The organism is Pseudomonas yamanorum, from assembly GCF_013386765.1.
Lineage (GTDB): Bacteria > Pseudomonadota > Gammaproteobacteria > Pseudomonadales > Pseudomonadaceae > Aquipseudomonas > Aquipseudomonas yamanorum_A.
In genome coordinates this window covers 88,133-111,519 of sequence record NZ_JACARE010000017.1, presented here as the reverse complement: position 1 = coordinate 111,519, position 23,387 = coordinate 88,133, and the positions used below count along the sequence as shown (strand labels likewise).

Below are 23,387 nucleotides of genomic sequence, written 5' to 3'. Positions count from 1 at the left end.
GCCGCCGTGCTGTTGATCTTGCTTTTGATCTGACTGCCCCATTCAACCCGCGGAGCACTCAATCAGGTGCACATATCTCCCCCCCAACCCCACCTACGCAACCATTGGTTACAAGTTGGTGATAACCTCACTTCTCCCCCACCCAGACCTGCCTCCCCGATGCCCAGTGAACCCGCGCTGCTGTTACGTCACCACCGCCCTTTCATCGCGTTCTGGCTGGCGCGGATCTTTACCGCCAGCGGCTTCCAGATGCTCACCGTGGCCATCGGCTGGAACCTCTACCAACTGACCGGCAACGTGCTGGACCTGGGCCTGGTCGGCCTGGTTGAGTTCGTGCCTCGGGTGCTGTTCATGCTGCACACCGGCCATGTGGCCGACCGCTACGAACGGCGCAAGGTAGCCGCCATCTGCCAGACCGTGCAGGCCTTGATCGCACTGTCCCTGGCGATCGGCGGACTGACCGGCAACGTCACCCGCGAGATGATTTTTATCCTGGCATTCCTGCTGGGCGCCGCGCGCTCGTTTGAGATGCCCACCACCCAGGCCCTGCTGCCGAGCATCGTGCCGACCGCGCTGTTTCCCCGCGCCGTGGCGTCCTCGCAATCGGCCCAGCAATTGGCAACCATCGTGGCCCCGGCCCTGGGCGGTTTGCTCTATGCCTTTGGCAGCGTCTGGGTGTATGGCCCGACCGTGGCGCTGTACCTGATCGCCTGCGTGCTGACCCTGAACCTGCCGGCGCGGCAGACACCGTTGAACAAGGCCAAGGCGACCATGGACTCGTTGCTGGCCGGGATTCGCTTTATCCGCAGCCGGCCCGACATCCTCGGGGCGATTTCCCTGGACCTGTTCGCCGTACTGCTGGGCGGCGCCACAGCGTTGCTGCCGGTGTTTGCCAAGGACATCCTGCTGACCGGAGCATGGGGCCTGGGGCTGCTAAGGTCGGCGCCGGCGGTCGGCGCGTTGCTCATGTCGTTGTGGCTGGCACGGTTTGCGGTAGACCGGCATGTCGGGCGGATCATGTTCACCGCAGTTGGCGTATTCGGCGTCGCCACCATCGCCTTCGGCCTGTCGACCTCGTTCTGGTTTTCCCTCGCGGTGCTGGTGGTACTGGGCGCGGCAGACATGATCAGCATGGTGATCCGCGCCTCGTTCGTGCAACTGGAAACCCCGGATGAAATGCGCGGCCGGGTCAGTGCCGTCAACGGGCTGTTTATCGGTGCGTCGAATCAGTTGGGCGAGTTCGAGTCAGGGATCACCGCCCATTGGTTCGGCACCGTGCCCGCCGTGGTCATGGGCGGGATCGGCACGCTGGTGGTGACCGGGGTCTGGATCAAGCTGTTCCCGACCCTGGCCAACCGCGACCGGATGCATGTGCCGGTGGAAGAGACCAAGGCCTAGAACACCTTGTCGAGGGTGACGGGAAAGTCCCGCACCCGCTTGCCGGTGGCGTGATACACCGCATTGGCCACCGCCGCCGCGACCCCGACAATCCCGATTTCGCCGACGCCCTTGGAACCCAGGGCGTTGACGATCTCGTCGTGTTCTTCGACAAACAGCACGTCAATCTCGCCGATATCCGCGTTTACCGGGATGTGGTACTCGGCCAGGCTGTGGTTCATGTAACGGCCCAATTGATGATCAACCTGGGTCTCTTCATGTAACGCCATGCCGATGCCCCAGACCACACCGCCGAGAATCTGGCTGCGGGCCATCTTCGGATTGACCACCCGCCCGGCCGCAATCGCACTGACCACCCGGCTGACCTTGATGGTGCCCAGGTCCTCATCTACCCGCACTTCGACAAACACCGCCGAATGCGTGGCAGAGGCGTAGCCTTCGCGCTGTTTGCCCGGCTCGCAGTCAACCTGCACTTCCAGCGCCGACTCGCCGCTGTCCTGAACCAGTTGCGCCAAAGAAACCCGCTGATCACCGGCATGCAGCTGTCCGTTTTCAAACCTTGCCGACTCAGCGTCTTTAAAGGCCGGGTACGTCTTGCGCGCAATATCCAACAGCTTGGCATTCAAGGCTTCACACGCCTGCTGCACCGCGCTGCCCACCGACGACACGGTAAACGAACCACCCTGCAACGGCGCCGTCGGCAGCGATGAATCCCCCAACAGGAACGTCACGTCACCCACCGGAACACCACTCGCCTGGGCGGCAATCTGCGCCATGACCGTGTAGGTGCCAGTGCCGATATCGGTGGTGGCGCTGCTGACGGTGAGCTTGCCGAGGTGGTCGATCCGCGCCTTGGCGCTGGCCTTCATTTGCAGGGCCTCCCACACGCCACCGGCCATGCCCCAACCGATCAACTGCCGGCCATCGCGCATGCTTCGCGGTTCCGGGTTGCGCTGGCTCCAGCCGAAGCGTTCGGCGCCTTCGCTGTAGCATTCGCGCAACGCCTTGCTGGACCAGGGCTTGTCTTCGTTCTGGTTGCGCTCGGCATAGTTGATCAGCCGCAACTGCACCGGGTCGATGCCCAGGGCGCAGGCCAGCTCGTCCATCGCGCACTCCAGGCCGATCACCCCGAGCGCTGCACCGGGGGCGCGCATATCCAGCGGCGTGAACACATCCAGCGGCACCAGCTTGTAGGTCAACTGCACATTGTCGCAGTGATAAAGCATGCCGCTCCATTCCACCACGTGCTCGCTGAAGTCCTCGAAGCGCGAGGTCTGGCCGATGGCGGTGTGCCCCAGTGCGAGCAGGCGGCCATTGGCAGCGGCGCCCAATTGCAGGCGCTGCAAGGTGCGCGGGCGATAGCCGAAGGTGAACATCTGTTGACGCGTGAGCGTAACCCGCACCGAACGCTTCAGTGCCAGCGAAGCCATCACGGCCAACGGCAATTGATACTGCGGGCGCAAGCCGGAACCAAACGCGCCGCCAACGAACGCAGCAAAGATCCGCACCTGGCGTTTATCCAGGCCGAAGACTTTTTGCACATAGGCCTGGCAGTTCTGCGGGCCCTGGGTTTTGTCGTGGATGTGCAGGGTGCCGTCCGGCTGATACAGCACGGTACTGGCATGGGGTTCCATCGGGTTGTGGTGCTCGATGGGCGTGCTGTAGTGCAGATCCAGGCGAGTGGCGGCGCCGGCCCATTCGGCCTGGAAGTTGCCCCGCGGCTTGGGCGGCGTCTGCGTCGACGGGTGCGCCTGGTGCTGCAAGGCCAGCAGGTCGGTCTCGGCAGGCTCGGCTGCGTATTCGATCTCCACCAGGGAGCCGGCGTGGCGGGCCAGTTCCAGGTTGTCGGCAATCACCAACGCCAGCGGCTGGCCGCTGTAGAGCACACGGTCGTTATACAGCGGGCGAAAGGGCGAGCCGTCGGCGGCATCGGCGTCGGCGTAGCTGTCGTCGTAGCTGGCCAGTTTCGGGCGGTTGAGGTGGTCGAGCACCATCACCACACCGGGCAGCGCCAGGGCTTTGGACGCATCAATGCGGATGACGCGGCCTTTGGCGATGTTGCTCGACACCACGCTGCCGTGCAGCAGGCCATCCTCGGGAAATTCACCGGCATATCGCGCCTGGCCGGTGACCTTGAGCAGACCGTCCACCCGGTCCAACGGTTTGCCGATCGCGCTCATGACGTGGCTCCCGCAACAGCGGCATCGCTCAAGGCGCGAATGATCGCGCGGCGTGCCAGTTTGATCTTGAAGCCGTTGTGCTCCAAAGGCTCGGCGTCTTGCAGCATGGCTTCGGCGGCGGCGCTGAAGGTTTCGCGGCTGACGGCCTGGCCGATCAGCGCCGCCTCCACTGCGCGGTCGCGCCAGGGTTTGTGGGCGACACCGCCCAGGGCCAGCCGGGCATCCACGATCACATCGCCGTCCAACTCCAGCGCTGCCGCAACGGATACCAGGGCGAAGGCATAAGACGCCCGGTCGCGGATTTTCAGGTAGTGGCTGTGGGCAGCCAGGTGGTCGGCGGGTAATTCGATGGCGGTGATCAGTTCGTCGTCGGCCAACTGGTTATCCCGCTGGGGTGCATCCCCCGGCAGCCGGTGGAAGTCGGCAAATTCGATGACCCGCGCACCGCCACGGCCTTGCACATGCACCCGGGCATCCAGGGCGGCCAGGGCCACGCACATGTCCGAGGGATGGGTAGCCACGCACTGGTCGCTGGCGCCGAGAATCGCGTGGATGCGATTCAAACCGACCCGCGCCGGGCAGCCACTGCCGGGCTCGCGCTTGTTGCAGGGCACGGCGGCGTCATAGAAGTAGTAGCAACGGGTGCGCTGCAGCAGGTTGCCGCCGGTGCTGGCCATGTTGCGCAGTTGCGGCGAGGCGCCCGCGAGGATGGCCTGGGACAGCAACGGGTAACGTTGTTCGATCAGCGGGTGCCAGGCCAGGTCGGCGTTGCTCACCAGGGCACCGATCATCAAGCCGCCCTCGCCGGTTTCTTCTACGTCACGAAGTGGCAAGCCAGTGATATCGATCAGGTGCTCGGGGCGGCTGATGTTTTCTTTCATCAGGTCCAGCAGGTTGGTGCCGCCGGCGATAAAGCGCGACGCCGGGCTGACCAGGTGCACCGCTTCCTGCACGTCGGCCGGCTTGCTGTAATGGAAGGGATTCATTGCTCACCTCCCTGCGCACGGCATGCCGGCAAGGCTTCTTCGATGGCGTCGCGGATGTTGTTGTAGGCGCCGCAGCGGCACAGGTTGCCGCTCATCAGTTCCTGGATTTGCGCGGTGTCGCGGGCGCGGCCTTCACGGGCCAGGCCCACCGCCGAGCAAATCTGCCCCGGGGTGCAGTAGCCACACTGGAAGGCGTCGTGCTTGATGAACGCCTGCTGCATCGGGTGCAGGTCTTCGCCCGAGGCCAGGCCTTCAATGGTGGTCAACTCGGCGCCGTCGCACATCACGGCGAGGGTCAGGCAGGCGTTCACGCGTTTGCCGTCGAGCAGCACGGTGCAGGCGCCGCACTGGCCGTGGTCGCAGCCCTTCTTGGTGCCGGTCAGGTCCAGTTGCTCGCGCAGCAAGTCGAGCAAAGTGGTCCATGGCAACACATCCATTTGGATGTCCAGGCGATTGATGGTCAGGCGTATCGGGTGACTGACGAACGGCTTGGCCGCAGCAAAGTTGGGGGTCGCGCTCATAAACACCTCACGGATTGGTGTGCAATCGCGGCGTTCTCGGAAGTCGCCGTCTTAGCGGTACGACTTCCCGGGGTTATGAGCGTTCAAGGCAATTGATGGGTGGCGATCAGCGAATGCTGAGGGTGGTAACCAGTTGGTTGCGCGGCGGGTTGATCGAGGTGTTGCTGTACTGGAACGTGCCGCCGGCTTCGATATCCAGCTGGAACGTATAGATGTAGCCCATCAACGTACCGGCACCACTGCACGCCTGGCTGATGGAGCCGACCTGGCAGATGGGGGTGCTGCTGCCGGACACCGGCGCGCCATCGAAGAACGCGTGGGAACTGTTGCCCAGGCCGACTTCCATCACATACACGAAGGTTTGCCCGCGGTGTGTGCACATCTGGGTGCTGGCCGCCCGCTCAGGGATGGTTTCGGTGCATTTGGCCGACTGCACCTTGAACACCCGAACCTCGCTCAACGCCGGTGCAGGCGCGCCCCACGCCGGTGCTGCACCGAGCCACAGGCCGATACAACCGAACAGAGCTAGACTCCAGGCGCTGGCTTTTTTCATGCTGTCGATGACCCTGTAATAAACGTCGGCGCAGTATGCCTCAAGGCCATGATCAAGCCTATGCGCCACTGGCCCTCGGCTGCTGGTATGATGCGCCGCTTTTTCCGATCCTCTCTGGAACCACAGGCGCTTGGCGCAGTTTGTGCTTTGACTTAGAGGTCAACAAATAACGACGCAAAATAGCGTCACAGGGAGCAGGCATGCTGGAAAAGCTGTTTCAACTCAAGGCACACAATACGAATGTGCGCACCGAGATTCTCGCGGGCGTCACCACCTTCCTGGCCATGGCCTACATCCTGTTCGTCAACCCGAGCATTCTCGGCGAGACCGGCATGGACAAGGGCGCAGTCTTTGTCGCGACCTGCCTGGCGGCGGCCATCGGCTCCACCGTGATGGGCCTTATCGCCAACTACCCGATTGCCCTGGCACCGGGCATGGGCCTCAACGCGTTCTTCACCTACACCGTGGTCCTGCACATGGGCCACACCTGGCAAGTGGCGCTGGGTGCTGTGTTCATCTCGGCGGTGCTGTTCTTCCTGCTGTCGATCTTCCGCATCCGTGAATGGATCATCAACAGCATCCCGCTGCCGCTGCGCTCGGCGATTGCGGCGGGTATCGGCCTGTTCCTGGCGCTGATCGCCCTGCACAACGCCGGCATCGTGGTCAGCAACCCGGCCACCATGGTGGGCCTGGGCGACCTGAAACAACCGGCGCCGATCCTCGCCACGCTCGGTTTTGCGCTGATCGTTGCACTGGAAGCCTTGAAAGTGCGCGGCGCGGTGTTGATCGGCATCCTGGTGGTGACCATCGCCTCCATCGTGCTCGGCTTCACCCCGTTCGGCGGCGTGATGTCGATGCCACCTTCGCTGGCGCCGACCTTCCTGCAACTGGACATCAAGGGCGCCCTGGACATCGGTCTGGTGAGCGTGATCTTCGCCTTCCTGTTCGTCGACCTGTTCGACAACTCCGGCACCCTGATCGGCGTGGCCAAGCGCGCAGGCCTCATGGGCAAGGACGGTCACATGCCGAAAATGGGCCGTGCGCTGATCGCTGACAGCACCGCTGCCATGGCCGGCTCGCTGCTGGGCACCTCGACCACCACCAGCTACATCGAATCGGCTGCAGGCGTGAGCGCCGGTGGCCGTACCGGTTTGACCGCGGTCGTGGTCGCCATCCTGTTCCTGCTGGCGCTGTTCTTCTCGCCACTGGCGGCCAGCGTGCCGGCCTTCGCCACCGCGCCGGCGCTGCTGTTTGTTGCGGTACTGATGACCTCGGGCCTGGCCGAAATCGACTGGGACGACATCACTGTCGCCGCGCCGGTGGTGATCACCGCCCTGGCGATGCCATTCACTTATTCCATCGCCAACGGCATTGCCTTCGGTTTCATCGCCTGGACCGCCATCAAGCTGCTTTCGGGCCGCTACCGTGAGCTGAACCCGGCGCTGGTGATCCTGTCGATTCTGTTTGTGATCAAGCTGGGCTGGTTCAACGCATGACTTTTGACGCCGCAAGCTACACCGTTCAACTGGAAGAAAAGGTCACGCGCTTGCGTGACCTGCTGGCGCCGTTCGACGCGCCAGAGCCGCAGGTTTTCGACTCGCCCTTGCAGAATTTCCGCCTGCGGGCCGAGTTCCGCCTGTGGCGCGAAGGGGGCGAACGCCACTACGCGATGTTCTCCCAGGACGACAAGCGCACGCCGATCCTCATCGAAGAGTTTCCGATTGCCAGCCTGCGCATCAACCAGTTGATGCCGCAGCTCAAGGCCGCCTGGCAAGCCAGCGCCGCCTTGAGCCACAAGCTGTTCCAGGTGGAGTTCCTCACCACCCTGGCCGGCGACGCGATGATCACCCTGTGCTATCACCGCCCGCTGGACGAGCATTGGCACACCGCGGCGAACAAGCTGGCAGCTGATTTGAATGTCAGCATCATCGGGCGCTCAAAGGGCAAGCGTGATGTGATCGGCCGCGATTACGTGGTCGAAAAACTCGACGTCGGCGGTCGCACCTTCAGCTATCGCCAGCCCGAAGGCGCGTTCACCCAGCCCAACGGCACGGTGAACCAGAAGATGCTCAACTGGGCGTACGAAGCCTTGGGCGATCGCAGTGATGACCTGCTGGAGCTGTACTGCGGCAACGGCAACTTCACCCTGCCCCTGGCCACCCGCGTGCGCAAAGTGCTGGCCACCGAGATCAGCAAGACCTCGGTGAATGCGGCCCTGAGCAACCTCGATGAAAACGCGGTGGATAACGTCACCCTGGTGCGTTTGTCTGCCGAAGAGCTGACCGAAGCCTTGAACGAAGTGCGGCCGTTCCGACGCCTGCACGGCATCGACCTCAAGAGCTACGAATTCGGCAGCGTGTTCGTCGACCCGCCGCGTGCCGGCATGGACCCGGACACCTGCGAACTGACCCGGCGCTTCGAGAACATCCTGTACATCTCCTGCAACCCGGAAACGTTGGCGGCGAACATTGCACAACTGCATGACACGCATCGGATTACCCAGTGCGCCATGTTTGACCAGTTCCCGTGGACGCACCACATGGAATCGGGTGTGTTGCTGACTCGGCGATAAGTCCCCAGGACACCGAAAATATCCAATGTGGGAGCTGGCCGGCTCTCACATTGGATCCTCATGTATCAGTGGAATCACCGTCTTCCAGCACCTCCTTGCGCGGCCGGCCACCCTTCTTGCCATTGGCACGGGCGGCAGCGGATTTGGCGGCGCTGCTCTTGCGACCGTTGCTGGAGGCTACCAGGCTTGTAGCCAAGGCCATTAACGGCTGGCTTGTGGCGATAAGGCCCGTGATGGAGATATCCAGGTCCTGGCCCTCACAGCACAGCGCCTTTCCGCCAAACCCCACCTCCAACTGCTGGAAATCCTGCAAGGTAAACCCCTTGAACTCCGGCAGCCCCGCCACCGGCAACAGGATCCGACTGCCGTCGCTGAAGCCAATGGAAATGCTGTCACTCTCATAACGCACGTTGCTGGCGTTGGCGTACAAACGCTTCGACCTGCGTCCTCGATCGATGGCCTTATCGATATCGGCCTCGGTGATCGGTACATACGGTAAAACTTTGGCCTTTACGATTTTTTTCATAAATCGATCTCCACAAAACCCGGTGCCCTGACCAGATTCAAAATTGTTTTCTGCCCCACGACATCGTGCCGGGCGCGTGCGATCACATAGACACCGCGCTGAATGATCAACCCAGGCAACACCTCGCTGGCTTCCCAGTCCCAGGAGTGATTCTCCAGACAAACCGTTTGCAGTTTTTCCCACCAGATCCGGCGTGCCCGCGCCAGGTAATGCGGTTGCATCAGGGTGTAGCGAATCCCTTCAAGAATCGACATCGATGGCCGGTGCCGTTCGGGGTCTACATCCCACAACGCCACATGCCCATCCAGAAAGCTGAAACGAAACCGCGCATCCCATTCCTTGCCCGCCACATGCACATGAGGCGGGCAATGCTCATCCCTGAGAAACACCGCAATCACACATCCTTTGTAAGTGCCTACTTTCATCGTAACCCATCCGTTAGGTTATTTTCCGCCAGGTAACAATTTTCCACATGCACCCGACAACCGGCTCCATGCCTCGAAGCTGTCTCACAGATTAGTAACGACGAACAACCCGTCGAATGCCGGGTTGTAACCACTCATGCCGATGGCTGGAAATACCCGGCCAACGCCCGCAGGTCCTGCTCGCTTAGCAACCCGGCGAAATACTTCAGCTGTATCCGCGCCAGCAGGTACGCATGCCGTGCGTCCGCCAGGTCACGGCGGGCCGTGAACAGTTGCTGCTCGGCGTCCAGCACATCAAGGTTCACACGCTCGCCGCCGGTCACGCTTTTCCTGGTTGCCGTGACCAGGGCAGTGGCCGAGCCGACCGCCATTTCATACGCCCGCACTTTGGCCGCGCCGCTGGTGTTGAGGTTGAATTGTTTGCGCAGTTCGATCAGCGTCTTGGCCGTTTGCGCATCCAGTTCGTGCTGGGCCTGGGACAGTTGATTGGCGGCCTGGCGGGTTGACGCCGACACCGAGCCGCCGGCAAACAGCGGCAGGCTGACCTGGATGCCGACGCTGTTGGTGTCGTACTTCTGGTTGTAGCTGCTTTCCGAATCGGAGCTGGTCTGGCGGCTGCTGGCATACAGGCTGACCTTGGGCAGGTGCCCGGCGCGCTTGCGCTCCACTTCGTACTCGGCGACGTCCAGCGCATGGTGCTGGGATTTAAGTTCCGGGTTGTTGGCCATGGCCATTTCCCGCCAGGTTTCGAAACGGTTGGGCTCCAGTGGCGGAATGTCGAACTGGCGGGTCAGCGGCGCCAACTCTTCGATCTGCAACGGCTGCCCGACGATGGCTTCCAGCTCGCGCAAGGCGGCGTCCTGGGTGTCCAGCGACTCGATCTCTTCAGCCTGGGCCAGGCTCAGGCGCGCCTGGGTTTCCAGCACATCGGTGCGGGTGCCCTCGCCGCCCTTGAGCAGCCGTTCATTGAGTTGCAGGCGCTCCACATATGCACGTTTCTGGGCGCGACTCAGTTCGATCCGCTCCTGGGCCAGCAACGCCTGGCTGTAGGCGCTCAACACCCGCACGGCCAACTCCTGGCTCTTGCCGCGAAAGCGTTCGTCGGCAAACAGCGCCTGCGCCGCGCCCTGGCGATAGCGCGCGTAGGCTTCGTAATCGAGCAGCGGTTGTTGCAAGGTCAGGGTCGAGGCATAGCTGCGGTAATCGCGGTCGCTGGTAACGTTGCCCACCGCCGTTGACTGGGTGACTTCGGATTCATTGCGCGAGTTGTTGTAGCTCCAGGACAGGTTCGGCAGCAGCCCGGCGCGGCCGATGACGCGGTTTTCCTCGCCGGCCTCGCGCTCCTGGATTGCCGCCTGAAACGTCGGATCGTTGCGTAGCGCCAAGTCATAGGCATCGAGCAATCCCAACGCCTGAACCGAACCGCTGCAGGCACAACACAGGCTGAATAACAGCGCCTTCATTCTTCCACCAACGCCATGTGAGTCCGATCCAGCAAGGGTTTGAACAGGTAGTTGAGCATCGAGCGCTCACCGGTTTTGACGAAGGCTTCCACCGGCATGCCCGGGCGAATCTGCAAGCCGTCGAGCTGGCGCATGCCGGCGGCGCTGACCTGGGCGCGCAGGGTGTAATACGGTTCGTCGGTGCGCTCGTCGACCTGCCGGTCGGCCGACACCAGCGTCACTTCACCGGCAATGCGCGGGGTGGTGCTCTGGTTGAAGGCCGAGAACAACAGCTCCACCGGCAAGCCCGGGTGCACCTTGTCGACCATCTGCACCGGCACCCGCGCTTCCACCAGCAATGGTTCGCCCTGGGGCACGATGTCCATCAGCGCCTGGCCGGGCTTGATCACGCCGCCTTCGGTGTACACGTCCAGCCCCACCACCACACCGGCGGCCGGGGCGCGCACCAGGCTGTTGGCCAGTTCGAATTCGGCCGAGGCCAGGCGGTTGCGCAGGTCGTCGCTGCGGGTGCGGGTTTCGGCCAGTTGGCCGCGCAGCTCTTTCTGGAAGTCTTCGCCGAGCTGGCGGATGCGCAGGCGCAGTTCAAGGACTTGCCGTTGCAACTGGCCGATGCGGCCGAAATCCTCGGCAATCGCACCGTCGAGCTGGGCGTAAAGGCGTTCACTTTCCAGCAGCCGATTGCGCGGAATGTAGCCGTCCCGCGCCAGCTCCCGCAGGCCTTGCAGTTGTTCATTCATCGCGGTGCGTTGCAGTACTTTGCTGGCCTGGGAATCCCGGGTACCGCGCAGTTGCGCTTCGGCCCCGGCGATGGTTTCCCGCAGGCCTTGCTGCTCCGTGGCCAGGGCCTGGGCGCGACTGCTGAACAGTTGCCGTTGCAGGCTCAAGGTGGCGGCGGCTTCAGGCTCATTCAGCAGTTCGGGGCCGAAGACAATGGCCGACAAGCCTTCGCTCTCGGCACTCAAACGCGCTTCGCTGGCCTGGGACGCAATGAACTGGCTGCGCAAAGACTGCATCTGCCCGCGCAACGGGGTTTCCTTCAGGCGGATCAGTACTTGCCCCGCGCTCACCACTTCGCCATCGCGCACCTCGATACGCTCGACGATCCCGCCCGCCGGGTGCTGCACTGTCTTGCGATGCCCCGAGACCATGACCTTGCCGGACACCGCCACGCCCTTGTCCAGCGGCGCCAGCGCAGCCCAGCCGAGAAACCCGGCAAAGCCGCCGAGTACCAGCAGCCACCCAAGGCGCGCGTATTTTTTGTCGTCCAGGGCCAGCACGTTATTCACCGGCGGCACGCTGTTGTCCGCCACAAGCACAGGTCGGTTCATGCTTTTTTTCCTTCACCGAGGCGGTAGCTCATGCTCATTGCAGACACCGGTTTGGGCGGCGCCGGTGCAGGTTTCTGCGTGGCCTCCAACACCCGCGCCGTCGGCCCGAATGCTTGCAACTGGCCGTCCCGCAGGATCAGCAACTGGTCGGTCAGGGCCAGCACGTTGGTCTTGTGAGTGATCAGCACCAACGTGCGACGCTGGGCCTTGAGCAGCGTGATGGCCTGGACCAGGGCCTGTTCGCCGGCCTCGTCGAGGTTGGAATTGGGCTCATCGAGCACGATCAGCGCGGGCAGGCCGTACAACGCCCGTGCCAGCGCGACACGCTGCTTCTGCCCGCCGGACAACCCGGCGCCGCCCTCACCCAGTTGGGTGTCATAGCCTTGGGGCAGTTGCAGGATCATGGGGTGCACACCGGCCATTTGCGCGGCGGCGAGCACCTTGTCCGAATCCACGGGGCCGAAACGCGCGATATTGTCGGCGATGCTGCCGGCGAACAGCTGGATGTCCTGGGGCAGATACCCAATGTGCGGGCCGAGTTGCTGCTTGTCCCATTGCGCCAGGTCCGCGCCGTCCAGCCGCACCTTGCCGGCCATCGGCGCCCAGGCCCCCACCAGCAACCGCACCAGCGTCGACTTGCCGCAACCGGAGGGGCCAATAACGCCCAGCACATCGCCTGCCGGCAGACTGAAACCAAGGTTGGCCAACGCCGGGCGACGACTGCCCGGCGCACACGCACTCACCTGCTCGACCGTCAACTGGCCGCTGGGCGCCGGCAAGCTCATGCGCTCAGGGCGCGCCGGGTTGGCCGCCAGCATCAGGGTCAGACGCTCATAGGCCAGGCGCGCCGAACTCCATTGTTTCCATACGCCGATCAGTTGGTCGATGGGGCTCAGCACCCGTCCCATCAGGATGGAACCGGCGATCATCATGCCCGGCGTGATCGCCCCCTGCACCGCCAGCAACGCACCCAACCCGAGGACCAATGACTGCAACGCCAGGCGCACGCCCTTCGACCAGGCGCTGATGGCGGCGGTCTTTTCACTGGCCAGGTTCTGCGCCGCCAGAAACGCCTGGTGCTGGGCAAACCAACGCGCACGCAGGGTTGCCAGCATGCCCATGGCTTCGATGGTTTCGGCATTGCGCAGGTTGGACGTGGCCTGTTGGCTGGCGCTGATGGACAGCTGATTGGCCTGGGTCAACGGCGCCTGGCAGATATGCTGGTTGGCCCACGCCAGCGCCATCAGCATCAGCGCACCAACCAGCGCCAGGAGGCCGAGCCAGGGGTGGAACAGGAAGATCACCAGCAGGTACACCGGAAACCACGGCGCATCAAAAAACGCGAACAGCGCCTGGCCGGTGGCGAACTGGCGCAAGGTCGTCAGGTCACTCAACGCCTGCCCCGCCGCCTGGGTGCCACCCTTGAGTTGCGCCTCGAACGCGGCGTCGTACACCCGCTGGTTCAGGCGCATGTCCATCTGTGTGCCGAGGCGTATCACCACCTGGCTGCGCACCCACTCCAGCGCGCCCATCAAGCCGAACAAGCCGAGGATCATCAGCGTCAGCATCAACAGGGTCATTTCGTTGCCGGAGGCCAGCACCCGGTCGTAGACCTGCAACATGTACAGCGCCGGGGCCAGCATCAGCAGGTTGATCACCGCCGAGAACAGGCCGATGTTGAGGAAGCCACTTTTATAGGCCGTGAGGGCGGCCAGGGTTTCGTTGCCGGCATGGCGCATCGGGGGAATTCTCATGGGGGAAAACAGGAAGCGCCGCCCGGGTTTGACACGCCGTACGCCGCTGCGCAGAATTTGGCACCGCCGTCGCCCTGGCCTTCGATAACTCATGGCGACGACGGGGTTTACGCAGCGAATGGGAGAGCGATCTTCCATTCGCTTTTTTCATGGCGCAGCAAAATCAGGCAGCGAGCGCCCAGTCCTGTGCCACGTCCTGCACGCCCACCAGGGCGACGTCGGTGGTGGTTGCCGTAGCGTGTGCCGCCAGGCCGGCCGAGATCTCGTCGAAGGTGTTGGCGGTGGACAGGCCGAAGTCGTCCAGCAGGTTATTGAGCACGGTTTCCAGGGCCGAGGTGTTGCCTTGCATCAGGCTGTAGATCACGTTCTGCACGTCGTTGCCAACGCGGCCTGCGCCTTGCGCCGCGCTCAGGTCGAGGCCGTTGAACGCCACTTTGAACGCGTCGAGGGTGAAGTCGCTGCCATTGCCGCCGCCCAGGCCGGTGCCCAGTTGAACGTTATCCAGGTTGCCCCACAGGTAGTGGTTTTCGTTGTGGCTGGCTGGCAGCGCCGGGTTGAATACGTAGTGCAGGCCATTGCTGGTGTTGCTGTCGGCAATGAAGGCGTAGTCGGAATTGTTGGCGCCGTGGGTCGAATATTGGTCGCCGCTCAGGGAGCCGTTGCTGAAGCCGCCGGTGTTGCTGTTGCCGTGACCCGCGGTGTTGAACCCCAGTGCCCAGTCGGTCAGGTAGTCCGAGACGGAGTAAGCACCGAGCGCAGCTTCGTAACTAACAGAAATAGTCATCACTTAACCTCGTTATAAACAACACGATTGATCAGCACGCTCATACAGCGCACTTTTTGCCCACCCTTGGGCAAAACCGTTGGTTGATAAAGTGCCGTGCACCTTGATCAAAACTTGTATTCGAGCATCCCGCTCAACGTTCTCCCGCGCGCCAGGCTCAGGTTGTTGGCATCCCCCATGGCGACGAAGTAGGCCTCATCGGTGGCGTTTTCCAGCGCCAGGGCGATGTTCAATTGGTCGGTCATCCAGTAACTGGCGTACAGGTCATAGAGGGTGTACTGGGGCCATAGCGCCTGGTCGATGAAGTCATAACCTTGTGAGTCGAGGTTTTCGCCATTGCCCGAGCTGTAACGCACCCGTACGCCCATATCGAGTCGCTTTTCCAGGAAGCGCGCGCCCAGGGTCAGCGAGCCGCGATCCGCCGGCATATAGGTGGCGTTGCCCATGATCCGGCCACAGCTTTCCTTGTTGTTGGCAGCATCGTCGTCCAGCACTTCATAGGTGGTCACCGGGCGCAGGCCGATCGTGCCGTTTGGCCGGGTGTAGCGTTCATAGCGCGTGGTGGACGGCCCGCTCTTCTTCGCCCCGCCCAGGTAATAGTTCTTCGAGCAGAACTCGTTACTGCCGATCATGTGGGTGTAACTGAGATTGGCGTACGCCCGCCCCATGTCGTAGTTGAGTTGGTACTCCACCCCGCGAAAGCGCGTCGGGTTGGTGTTATTGACGTACGCCATCGTGCCGAGAAAACCGCCGACGGAGGTCTCCGGCAAACTGACGCTGTGATTGAGGAACGAGAAGTTCTCGATCCGGGTATCAAAGTAAGCCACCTTCATGCCCAGCCGGTCGTCACCGAACAGCAGTCCCTCTTTGAGGATGTTCACGCCCATTTCCCAGTCCCGCGACTCTTCGGGTTTCAGGAAAGGGTTGGGAAATACCCGCTCAGATGAGTTGCCGCCGTGAGGCCGCCCGGTCATGAAGGTTTCCGTCACCGCCGGCGGGCGCCAACCCTTGCCCCAGCGGGCGTAGAGTTGCAGCCAGTCCAAGCCCGGCTTTATGCCGATACCGAACGTGGGAGAGAACTGGCCCTCCTCTCGATCGATGTCGAAAACCTCCTCGACACGCTTGGCGCCTACCGTACTGTTGTAGAAACGATCGCGCCGGTACAACGTCATCCCGGTGACGCCTTCCAGCCGATAGCGGTCGTACCGCAAGCCCGCATCCAGCGTCAGCCAGTCGCCATATTCGTACTGCAGGTTGTTGAACAGGCTGGCGATGGTGCGTTTGCCACCGGGCGTCCCGCCTTCAACGTAAGGCAACAGGCCGGAAAGGTTGGTGGCCTCGACTTTGTTGGTATCGGGCTTGAACTTGTCTTGATACACCTCCACGCCGTAGTTCCAACTCAGGTGGCCCAACGCATCGAAGTCGAACCGCGAAGTGTTGTCGCCCTGTACGCCCCAGGTATCGGTCTGAAAATGATCCGTGTAGCCCGCCACATAGTTGCCGGAGGTCAGCGACGCGGCGTTGGGCGCATTGTCCCGGTCCATTTGTGTGGTGACGTAGTAGACCTTGGCCTTGAAATCGATCAGCGGGTTATCCGGCGTGTAGCGATAATCCAGCGCGATATTCTTGGCATTGAGGTTGTTCTTGCTGACGCGCTGGTAGTAGACGCTCTGGTTATCCGGGGCGGTATAGGCCCAGGCGTCATTGCTGTCGCTGTCACTTTCCAGATAGCTCAGTTGCACCCGCTGGTCATTGGGCAGGTTCAGCCCGAACTTGACGATTTGAGAACGGGTCACGCTGCCGGTGTCACCGACCTCACTGTTCAACCAATCGTCAAAGGCCGCAGGCTGGGAGTCACGCGCACGCAAATGAGTACCCAGCTTCTGGTCGTTGTGGGTACCGGCGCGGTAGTCGCCAAAATGCCGTTCGCTGTACCCCAGCAGCACGTCGCCACGCTCGTCGCCAAACGCGAACACTCCGCTGCCGTTGAAATAGGTGCCGTTACCCAGTTCACCAATCCCGCTACCGGCACGCAGACGCCCGCCATAGTCCTTGCCATCGGCCAGAAACTCACTGGCCTCCAGGGTCTTGAACGATGCAATCCCGCCCAACACTGCTGCCCCGCCTTGCCCGGACTGGCTGCCCTTGTCGATTTCGATGCTGGAGATGAATTCCGGGTCGATCAACATCGTGCCGTTGCGCTGCTGGTGGCCGTTGACGTTGAAGTTCTGGCGCATGCCGTCGATGTTCATGTTGACCCGGCCGTAGTCCTGCACGCCGCGGATGTTCACCGACAGGCCTGGGTCACGCTGGTTGACGGCGGTGTACACGCCGGCGGTTTCTTCCAGCATGTCGGCGGCGTGGCGCGGCGGGCGCTTGTCGATCTGCTCGCGACTGATCACGGCCACCGAGCGCGGCGTGTCGTACACCCAGTCGCTGGGCTTGCCGTTGGTGTTGCCGGTAATGGTGGTGGTGCCCACGGTCAGCGCACTGTCATGGTCGGCGCTGACGCGAGTCAGCGTTACTTGCCGATCCCCGGTAAAGCGATATTCCACCGGCGCACTGCCCACCAATCGGCCGAGGCCTTCCTGGGCGCTGTAACGGCCCTTGAGCGCGGTACTGGTGAGGCCTTGCAGGCGCGCGCTGTCGAACAGCACCTGCAGCCCGGCCTGGTCGGCGAAGGTCAGTACGGCACGCCCCAAGGGTTGCGCCGCAATATCGAAGGTCAGCGTGACGGGCTGTGACTCACCGGCTGGCGCCTCGGCGGCCTGCACCTGGCAGGCAGAGGCGAACAGCCCCAGGTGAATGGCAAGGGCCAACCGGCTACTGGTGTTGCGCCCCTTGGTGATTGCAGACATCTACGTTATCCCTTCGCTGACCATGCTTGTTTATGCGAATACTTCTCACTTAACAGGACGTGTCAGGCGTTGGAACTCAGTAAGGTTTTTTGAAAGTTTTTTCGAAGGGCGTAAACGGGGCCCGACGACCCCATCAATAGATCAGGCTCAGCCCCGCCAAATCCAGGCGCTGCACCTGCAATTCTTCGGTCAGGGTGCCGAGGGCGGTGTCGAGCATATCGAGACGGAACACGCCGCTGACTTCGCGGCTGCCCAGGTCGGCATTGGTCAGCACCACCTTGCCAGGCCGGTAACGGTTGAGCTGCTCGATGACCTTGGCCAGTGGCAAGCGGTCGAAGATCAGCACACCGCGACGCCAACTGGTGGCGCGCTCCAGGTCGAGATCGTTGAGGGCCACCACACCGTTTTCAGGACTGTAGCGCGCGGCCTGGCCTTCCTTGAGCACGGTTTGTTTCTGCGGCACTGCCTGCAGCGTGACCGCCACACTGTGCTGCAGCACGCCGACCCAGGCCTGCCGGTCATCCTCACGCTCGACCACAAACCGCGTGCCCAGGGCGCGGGTTTGCCCGCTGGCGCTCTGCACCACGAATGGCCGCTTTTCCTCGCCGGCCATCGGTGCCACATCAAAGATTGCCGAGCCCTTGATCAGGCTGATGCGCCGTTGCACGCCGTCAAACTCCAGCTTGATTGCACTGGCGGAATCCAGCTGCACGCTGCTGCCGTCCGCCAACTGCACGGTGCGCACTTCGCCCTTGTGGGTGACGTAATCGGCCTGCATCTGCAACAACGCCTCAGGCCCGCGCACCCAGCCGACACCGGCCACCACCAGCAACAGCGCGACGCTCGCCGCCATGCGCCACGGCTTGCGACGACGGGCACCACGCACCGGCGCAGCGGCCGAGGCGGGACGCTGGCGATGCACCGCCTCATCGCGATGCACCTCGCCCAGCGCCGCCCACGTCTGCTCGGCAAAGCGCAGCGCCGCTTCATGGCGGCTGTCCCTGGCGATCCATTGGCGCAGTTCGGCTTGCTCCTGATCGGTCAGGTCGCCGGCGTGCAGGCGCACCGCCCAATCGGCAGCCGCCTCGGTAATACTGTGCTGTTGGGAACCAGGGCTATTCACGTGTGAATCTCGAATTTTTCGTTATATAACGCTGTGACGTCTGACCCCAGGTTTGTCGGTAATTCATTCGTCGGACGGCCCCGTCTCGCTTTCCTGCAAACGCTGCATGACATACGCCAGCGCCTTGGCCAGATGCTTTTGCACCGAGCTGTCGGAAATATCCAGGTGCCGCGCGACCTGGGCATGGGTCATGCCCTCGATGCGGTTGAGGCGGAAAATCTGCCGGGTACGCTCCGGCAATTCCGCCAGTGCCTGCTTCAATGCCTGCCGCTGTTGCTGCGCCATTGCCTGAGCCTCCAACCCGGCCATTTCGTCTTCAATCTCGGCCAGCGCCTCATGGGGCACGGAATCAGTCTTGCGCCGCGCTTCCTGGCGAATATGGTCGATCAGCAGATTACCGGCCGTGCGATAGAGATAGCCCTGGGAGTTGTCGATGCGCTCGCCGGCCGGCTTTTGCGCCAGGCGCAGGAAACTCTCCTGCACCAGGTCTGCGGCCAACTGCGGGTCCCGTACCTTGCGGGCCAGATACCCGCGCAGGGTATCGGCATGCTTGAGAAACAGGCCTTTGAGATCCACGTCCGACAAACCGACTCCCTGGAATGTAAAGGAAACAGGCGGGCATCTTAAGCGTTGTCGAGAATGATTTTCAATTGATATCAACTCTGATCTGCACAACACCGGGTTTATTCTGCGTTCGATAATCGAACGGTTCCCACCCCGACGATTGACCAAATTAACCATTCAGTACATTTTATCCGCAGACATAAAAACAACAGCGGAGAATCTCCCATGCCCCCTATCGTGCTGGTGCTCAACGGCCCCAATCTCAACCTGCTCGGCACCCGCGAGCCGGCCACTTATGGCCACGAAACCCTGGCCGACCTCTCCGCCCTGTGTGGCCGCAGCGCCGAACAGCTGGGATTGAAAGTCGAATTCCGCCAGACCAACCACGAAGGCGAATTGCTGGACTGGATCCACGGCGCCCGCGCCCGTTGCGCCGGCATCGTGATCAACCCGGCGGCCTGGACCCACACTTCAGTGGCAATTCGTGACGCACTGGTGGCCAGTGAAGTCCCGGTGATCGAGGTGCATTTGTCCAACGTGCATGCCCGCGAAGCGTTCCGTCATCACTCTTTTGTGTCACCGATCGCCAAGGCGGTGCTCGCCGGTTTTGGCAGCCATGGCTATCACCTGGCCCTCGAACATTTCAGCAAGACCTTGAAGGGATGAACCCGGTGTCCAAACCTCGAATCCTCGCCGGCCTGATCGGCGCCGGCATCCAGGCCTCCCGCACGCCGGCCCTGCATGAGCACGAAGGCGATGCCCAGGGCCTGCGTTATCTGTATCGCCTGATCGACCTTGACCAGTTGCAAGTGGACACCCGCGCCCTGCCCGACTTGTTGATGGCTGCCGAGCAGATGAATTTCACCGGCTTGAACATCACCTACCCGTGCAAGCAGGCGATCCTGCCGTTGCTGGATGACCTGTCGCCCGAAGCGCGGGGCATCGGCGCGGTGAATACCGTGGTGTTTCGCAACGGTGAGCGCATCGGCCACAACACCGACTGCCTGGGTTTTGCCGAAGGCTTTCGTCGTGGCTTGAGTGACGTGGCGCGCAGGCATGTGGTGCAGATGGGCGCAGGCGGTGCCGGGGCGGCAGTGGCCCATGCGCTGCTGGGCGAAGGCGTGGAACGCTTGAGCATTTTCGACGTGGACGTGGAGCGCGCCCGCAGCCTGGCGGACAACCTCAACCAGCATTTCGGTACAGGCCGGGCCCAGGCCGGCAATGACCTGGAAAGCTCCATGGCCGAGGCCGACGGCTTGGTAAACACCACGCCCATGGGCATGGCCAAGCTACCGGGCATGCCGGTGCCGCTGCACACCCTGCACGCTGGCTTGTGGGTGGCGGAGATTGTGTATTTCCCGCTGGAAACCGAACTGCTGCGCAACGCCCGTGCCCTGGGTTGCCGCACCCTGGATGGCGGCAACATGGCGGTGTTTCAGGCGGTGAAGGCGTTTGAGTTGTTCAGTGGGGAAGTGGCGGATGCAGAGCGCATGCTTGCGCACTTCCAGAGCATGAACCACTAGCTGCAGGAACCGGATCAAAATGTGGGAGCTGGCTTGCCTGCGATGCAAGCACCTCGGTACTTCAGACAAACCGAGTTGATCCTATCGCGGGCAAGCCCGGCTCCCACACAAGCCGGCTCCCACATTTGTTCGGTGTTGACCTCAAGCCTGCAAATAGCGCAACACCGACTCGCAGATCATCGCCCGATGCCGCTGCTTGACCGCCTCATCCGACAACTCGATCTGAAAGATCTCGCTGAAGGTGTGGCGGTTGGACACCCGGTAAAAGCTGAACGAGTTGATCAGCAGGTGCACGTCCAGCGGCTCCAGCCCTTCACGGAACAACCCCAGCTCCGCGCCCCGGCGCAACGTGGTGCCGAGGGCTTCGAGGATGTTGCTGTTCATCGCCTTGATCGACGTCGACTGTTTTACATACTCGGCGTTGTGGATGTTCTCGATGCTCACAATCCGCACAAAATCCACGTTCTGATCGTGGTGATCAAAGGTGAATTCCACCAGCCGGCGGATCGCTTCCCGGGGCTCCAGGGCCGTCAGGTTCATCCGGGTCTCGGTGTTGCGAATGTCGCCGTAGAGCTTCTCCAGCACCTCGACGTAGAGCTGCTCCTTGCTGCCGAAGTAGTAATAGATCATGCGCTTGGAGGTCTGGATACGCTCCGCGATCGCGTCCACCCGGGCGCCGGAAAGGCCCTGGGTGACAAACTCGACGATGGCCTCCTGGAGGATATTCTCGCGGGTCTTTTCCGGGTTGTTCTTGCGCCCCTTGCGTGGCGCGGTGGCCACGGCGGGAAGCTCGGAAGTCAGGGTCATGGTGCGCTCACGGCCTTAGGTGCAGGCGGTGATTATGGGCCGCGCCGCACGCCGAAGGAAGCGCCGGCACCTTACAACCTGGCCTGGCGCGCCGCACCGCTGCGGGACTTGGCCATGGCCGCCAGGCGCACCGCCACGTTGGCCGCGCCGTAACCGGCATAACCGTTCTTGCGCTGGATGATCTCGAAGAAAAACCGGCCTTCAAACGGTTCGGTGTACACGTGAAACAGCTCACCGCCCTGGGCGTCGCGGTCGTACAGCACGTTGTAGTACGCGAGCTGGCTGAGGAACTCGTCATCGAAATCAAACCGCGCCGCCAGGTCGTCGTAGTAGTTCAGCGGGATATCCAGCAGCGGCACCCCGGCGTCCTTGGCCCGGCTGACCTCGGCGAAAATGTCCGCGCAGTCGAAGGCAATGTGGTGCACACCCGAGCCGCGATAGCTCGACAGCGCGTGGGAAATCGCAGTGTTGCGGTTCTCGGAGATATTCAGCGGCAGGCGGATCGAGCTGCAGCGACTGCGCAGCGCGCGGCTTTTCACCAGGCCGTACGGGTCGGGCAGCACCACTTCGTCGTCGGCTTCGAAATCCAGCAGGCTCTTGTAGAACAGCACCCAACTGTCGAGGCTGTCGGCGGGCAACGCCATGGCCATGTGGTCGATGCGCAGCAGGCCACCGCTGGCAGCGCTCGCCGGTTGCAGGTTGAAATCGGTGTCGTAGAGGCCGCCTTCGTTCTGGTCCACCAGGTAAATCAGGCTGCCATCCGGTGCACGCACCGCTGCCAGCTCCAGCTCGTTGGGGCCGACCAGCCCGCGATACGGCTGGCCCTTGTAGGCCACCGCCCGCTCCAGGGCCTTGGCGCTGTCCTTCACGCGGATCGCCGTGGCGCACAACGACGGGCCGTGGGCCTCGAAGAAGTTATGGGCGAAGGAATAGGGTTCGCAGTTGAGGATCAGGTTGATATCGCCCTGGCGCAGCAGGCTGACACTCTTGGAGCGATGCTGCCCGGCCTTGACGAAGCCCAGGCGTTCCAACCACGAGGTGAGCTTGGCGCCGAGGTTTTCATCCACGGCGAATTCCAGGAATTCGATGCCGTCGTATTCACTGGCGGGCGGGGTTTCAAACAGGATTTCCGGGACCGGGGTTGCCTCTTGCTGCAGGCGCTGGCGGGTCTTCTCTTCGAGGTACAGCAGCGAGCGCAGGCCGTCGGCGGCGTTGGCTCGGGTGGGCGCGGCGCGGAAGCCATCGTTGAAGATTTCCAGGGACAACGGCCCGCTGTAGCCGCGCTTGATGATCGGGGCGAGGAAGCCCGCCAGGTCGAATTCGCCCTGGCCGGGGAAGCAGCGAAAATGCCGGCTCCACTCCAGTACATCCATCGCCAGGATCGGCGCGTCGGCCATCTGCACGAAAAAAATCTTGTCGCCGGGAATCTCGGCAATGGCGCTCGGGTCGCCCTTGAGGGACAGCGTGTGGAAGCTGTCGAGCAGCACGCCGAGGCTGGGGTGATCGATCTTGCGCACCAGGTTCCACACCTGTTGCCAGGTATTGACGTGTCGCCCCCAGGCCAACGCTTCATAGCCGATGCGCAGGCCACGGCGGCCAGCGTGTTCGGCCAGCAGGCTCAGGTCATCCAGCAGAATGCTTTCATCGCCGACGGAATCGGCTGACGCGTTACTGCACACCAGCACCAGGTCGGTGCCCAGTTCCTGCATCAAATCGAACTTGCGCTCGGCCCGCTCCAGGTTGCGCGCCAGGCGGTCGCGGCGGCAGCCTTCAAAATCCCGGAACGGCTGGAACAGGGTGATGGCAATGCCGAGGTCGGCGCACATTTGCCTGACTTCACGCGGGCTGCCGTCGTAATACAGCAGATCGTTTTCAAAGATTTCCACGCCATCAAACCCGGCCGCCGCGATGGCTTCGAGTTTTTCCGGCAGGGTTCCGCTCAAGGAAACGGTGGCGATGGAGCGTTGCATGGGGCGACTCCCGGCATTGAGGCATGTCTTGTTTACGGCAAATTATTGGCCG

20 protein-coding genes are annotated in these 23,387 nt (G+C 62.6%); 5 read left to right on the top strand and 15 right to left on the bottom strand.

The genetic code is table 11. The features are described from left to right. The first annotated feature begins 159 nt into the window (after positions 1-159). The gene (locus tag HX875_RS11975; RefSeq protein WP_177043355.1) at positions 160-1,398 is read left to right on the top strand and encodes an MFS transporter; all 1,239 of its coding nucleotides are present in this window, start codon (positions 160-162) and stop codon (positions 1,396-1,398) included. Here the strand turns inward: HX875_RS11975 and HX875_RS11970 are convergent. The 4 genes from HX875_RS11970 to HX875_RS11955 form a co-directional block, all read right to left on the bottom strand. Beyond that, the gene (locus tag HX875_RS11970) at positions 1,395-3,578 is read right to left on the bottom strand and encodes a xanthine dehydrogenase family protein molybdopterin-binding subunit (RefSeq protein WP_177043354.1); all 2,184 of its coding nucleotides are present in this window, start codon (positions 3,576-3,578) and stop codon (positions 1,395-1,397) included. The two genes, HX875_RS11975 and HX875_RS11970, sit on opposite strands and share 4 nt — an antisense overlap. After that, positions 3,575-4,564, bottom strand: a complete 990-nt coding sequence (locus HX875_RS11965; protein ID WP_177043353.1) for an FAD binding domain-containing protein — start codon at positions 4,562-4,564, stop codon at positions 3,575-3,577. The genes HX875_RS11970 and HX875_RS11965 overlap by 4 nt, the downstream gene beginning before the upstream one ends. Further along, complete coding sequence (locus HX875_RS11960) at positions 4,561-5,085, bottom strand: (2Fe-2S)-binding protein (RefSeq protein WP_177043352.1); 525 nt, start codon at positions 5,083-5,085, stop codon at positions 4,561-4,563. The genes HX875_RS11965 and HX875_RS11960 overlap by 4 nt, the downstream gene beginning before the upstream one ends. A gap of 106 nt (positions 5,086-5,191) precedes the next feature. Beyond that, positions 5,192-5,638, bottom strand: coding sequence for a DUF4879 domain-containing protein (locus HX875_RS11955; RefSeq protein ID WP_177043351.1), 447 nt, complete (start codon positions 5,636-5,638; stop codon positions 5,192-5,194). Positions 5,639-5,838: 200 nt separating this feature from the next. Between HX875_RS11955 and HX875_RS11950 the strand changes: the two genes are divergently transcribed. Together HX875_RS11950 and trmA are read left to right on the top strand one after the other, a co-directional pair. Continuing rightward, positions 5,839-7,134: an NCS2 family permease gene (locus HX875_RS11950; RefSeq protein ID WP_003215557.1), complete on the top strand. Its 1,296-nt coding sequence runs from the start codon at positions 5,839-5,841 to the stop codon at positions 7,132-7,134. Then, entirely contained in the window at positions 7,131-8,210 is a 1,080-nt protein-coding gene (trmA, locus tag HX875_RS11945; RefSeq protein WP_177043350.1) for a tRNA (uridine(54)-C5)-methyltransferase TrmA, read from the top strand. The genes HX875_RS11950 and trmA overlap by 4 nt, the downstream gene beginning before the upstream one ends. A gap of 58 nt (positions 8,211-8,268) precedes the next feature. Here trmA and HX875_RS11940 read toward each other — a convergent pair whose 3' ends face one another. From HX875_RS11940 to HX875_RS11900, 9 genes are all read right to left on the bottom strand, one after another. After that, the gene (locus HX875_RS11940; RefSeq protein ID WP_177043349.1) at positions 8,269-8,736 is read right to left on the bottom strand and encodes a DUF2442 domain-containing protein; all 468 of its coding nucleotides are present in this window, start codon (positions 8,734-8,736) and stop codon (positions 8,269-8,271) included. Continuing rightward, positions 8,733-9,161 carry a DUF4160 domain-containing protein gene (locus HX875_RS11935; protein WP_177043348.1) on the bottom strand — a complete coding sequence of 143 codons (429 nt, stop codon included), beginning with the start codon at positions 9,159-9,161 and terminating at the stop codon, positions 8,733-8,735. Before HX875_RS11935 ends, HX875_RS11940 begins: the two co-directional genes overlap by 4 nt. 134 nt (positions 9,162-9,295) lie before the next feature. Further along, positions 9,296-10,624, bottom strand: a complete 1,329-nt coding sequence (locus HX875_RS11930) for a TolC family outer membrane protein (protein WP_177043347.1) — start codon at positions 10,622-10,624, stop codon at positions 9,296-9,298. Further along, the gene (locus HX875_RS11925; protein ID WP_177043346.1) at positions 10,621-11,952 is read right to left on the bottom strand and encodes an HlyD family type I secretion periplasmic adaptor subunit; all 1,332 of its coding nucleotides are present in this window, start codon (positions 11,950-11,952) and stop codon (positions 10,621-10,623) included. Before HX875_RS11925 ends, HX875_RS11930 begins: the two co-directional genes overlap by 4 nt. Continuing rightward, entirely contained in the window at positions 11,949-13,691 is a 1,743-nt protein-coding gene (locus HX875_RS11920; RefSeq protein ID WP_177043513.1) for a type I secretion system permease/ATPase, read from the bottom strand. Before HX875_RS11920 ends, HX875_RS11925 begins: the two co-directional genes overlap by 4 nt. 178 nt (positions 13,692-13,869) lie before the next feature. After that, entirely contained in the window at positions 13,870-14,490 is a 621-nt protein-coding gene (locus HX875_RS11915) for a heme acquisition protein HasA (protein ID WP_177043345.1), read from the bottom strand. A gap of 107 nt (positions 14,491-14,597) precedes the next feature. Next, the gene (locus tag HX875_RS11910) at positions 14,598-17,348 is read right to left on the bottom strand and encodes a TonB-dependent receptor (RefSeq protein WP_177043344.1); all 2,751 of its coding nucleotides are present in this window, start codon (positions 17,346-17,348) and stop codon (positions 14,598-14,600) included. A 133-nt stretch (positions 17,349-17,481) separates the two neighbouring features. After that, positions 17,482-18,471, bottom strand: a complete 990-nt coding sequence (locus HX875_RS11905) for a FecR family protein (RefSeq protein WP_177043343.1) — start codon at positions 18,469-18,471, stop codon at positions 17,482-17,484. A 63-nt stretch (positions 18,472-18,534) separates the two neighbouring features. Then, positions 18,535-19,056: an RNA polymerase sigma factor gene (locus HX875_RS11900; protein ID WP_177043342.1), complete on the bottom strand. Its 522-nt coding sequence runs from the start codon at positions 19,054-19,056 to the stop codon at positions 18,535-18,537. Between the two features lie 204 nt (positions 19,057-19,260). Here HX875_RS11900 and aroQ point away from each other — a divergent pair, with 204 nt between their 5' ends. After that, positions 19,261-19,701: a type II 3-dehydroquinate dehydratase gene (aroQ, locus tag HX875_RS11895; protein WP_177043341.1), complete on the top strand. Its 441-nt coding sequence runs from the start codon at positions 19,261-19,263 to the stop codon at positions 19,699-19,701. A 5-nt stretch (positions 19,702-19,706) separates the two neighbouring features. Beyond that, positions 19,707-20,558 carry a shikimate dehydrogenase gene (locus tag HX875_RS11890; RefSeq protein ID WP_177043340.1) on the top strand — a complete coding sequence of 284 codons (852 nt, stop codon included), beginning with the start codon at positions 19,707-19,709 and terminating at the stop codon, positions 20,556-20,558. A 141-nt stretch (positions 20,559-20,699) separates the two neighbouring features. Here the strand turns inward: HX875_RS11890 and HX875_RS11885 are convergent, their stop codons facing one another. Together HX875_RS11885 and quiC are read right to left on the bottom strand one after the other, a co-directional pair. Next, entirely contained in the window at positions 20,700-21,365 is a 666-nt protein-coding gene (locus HX875_RS11885; RefSeq protein WP_177043339.1) for a TetR/AcrR family transcriptional regulator, read from the bottom strand. Between the two features lie 71 nt (positions 21,366-21,436). Next, positions 21,437-23,335 carry a 3-dehydroshikimate dehydratase QuiC gene (gene quiC, locus HX875_RS11880; protein ID WP_177043338.1) on the bottom strand — a complete coding sequence of 633 codons (1,899 nt, stop codon included), beginning with the start codon at positions 23,333-23,335 and terminating at the stop codon, positions 21,437-21,439. Positions 23,336-23,387: the final 52 nt, after the last annotated feature.

Bases quoted from the DNA above. Each gene is read 5' to 3' on its own strand.
- HX875_RS11975 (WP_177043355.1), top strand. From the start codon at position 160: ATGCCCAGTGAACCCGCGCTGCTGTTACGTCACCACCGCCCTTTCATC.
- HX875_RS11935 (WP_177043348.1), bottom strand. From the start codon at position 9,161: ATGAAAGTAGGCACTTACAAAGGATGTGTGATTGCGGTGTTTCTCAGG.
- HX875_RS11885 (WP_177043339.1), bottom strand. From the start codon at position 21,365: ATGACCCTGACTTCCGAGCTTCCCGCCGTGGCCACCGCGCCACGCAAG.
- HX875_RS11925 (WP_177043346.1), bottom strand. From the start codon at position 11,952: ATGAACCGACCTGTGCTTGTGGCGGACAACAGCGTGCCGCCGGTGAAT.
- HX875_RS11955 (WP_177043351.1), bottom strand. From the start codon at position 5,638: ATGAAAAAAGCCAGCGCCTGGAGTCTAGCTCTGTTCGGTTGTATCGGC.
- trmA (WP_177043350.1), top strand. From the start codon at position 7,131: ATGACTTTTGACGCCGCAAGCTACACCGTTCAACTGGAAGAAAAGGTC.
- HX875_RS11910 (WP_177043344.1), bottom strand. From the start codon at position 17,348: ATGTCTGCAATCACCAAGGGGCGCAACACCAGTAGCCGGTTGGCCCTT.
- HX875_RS11970 (WP_177043354.1), bottom strand. From the start codon at position 3,578: ATGAGCGCGATCGGCAAACCGTTGGACCGGGTGGACGGTCTGCTCAAG.
- HX875_RS11915 (WP_177043345.1), bottom strand. From the start codon at position 14,490: ATGACTATTTCTGTTAGTTACGAAGCTGCGCTCGGTGCTTACTCCGTC.
- HX875_RS11950 (WP_003215557.1), top strand. From the start codon at position 5,839: ATGCTGGAAAAGCTGTTTCAACTCAAGGCACACAATACGAATGTGCGC.
- HX875_RS11965 (WP_177043353.1), bottom strand. From the start codon at position 4,564: ATGAATCCCTTCCATTACAGCAAGCCGGCCGACGTGCAGGAAGCGGTG.
- HX875_RS11960 (WP_177043352.1), bottom strand. From the start codon at position 5,085: ATGAGCGCGACCCCCAACTTTGCTGCGGCCAAGCCGTTCGTCAGTCAC.
- HX875_RS11940 (WP_177043349.1), bottom strand. From the start codon at position 8,736: ATGAAAAAAATCGTAAAGGCCAAAGTTTTACCGTATGTACCGATCACC.
- aroQ (WP_177043341.1), top strand. From the start codon at position 19,261: ATGCCCCCTATCGTGCTGGTGCTCAACGGCCCCAATCTCAACCTGCTC.
- HX875_RS11930 (WP_177043347.1), bottom strand. From the start codon at position 10,624: ATGAAGGCGCTGTTATTCAGCCTGTGTTGTGCCTGCAGCGGTTCGGTT.
- quiC (WP_177043338.1), bottom strand. From the start codon at position 23,335: ATGCAACGCTCCATCGCCACCGTTTCCTTGAGCGGAACCCTGCCGGAA.
- HX875_RS11920 (WP_177043513.1), bottom strand. From the start codon at position 13,691: ATGCGCCATGCCGGCAACGAAACCCTGGCCGCCCTCACGGCCTATAAA.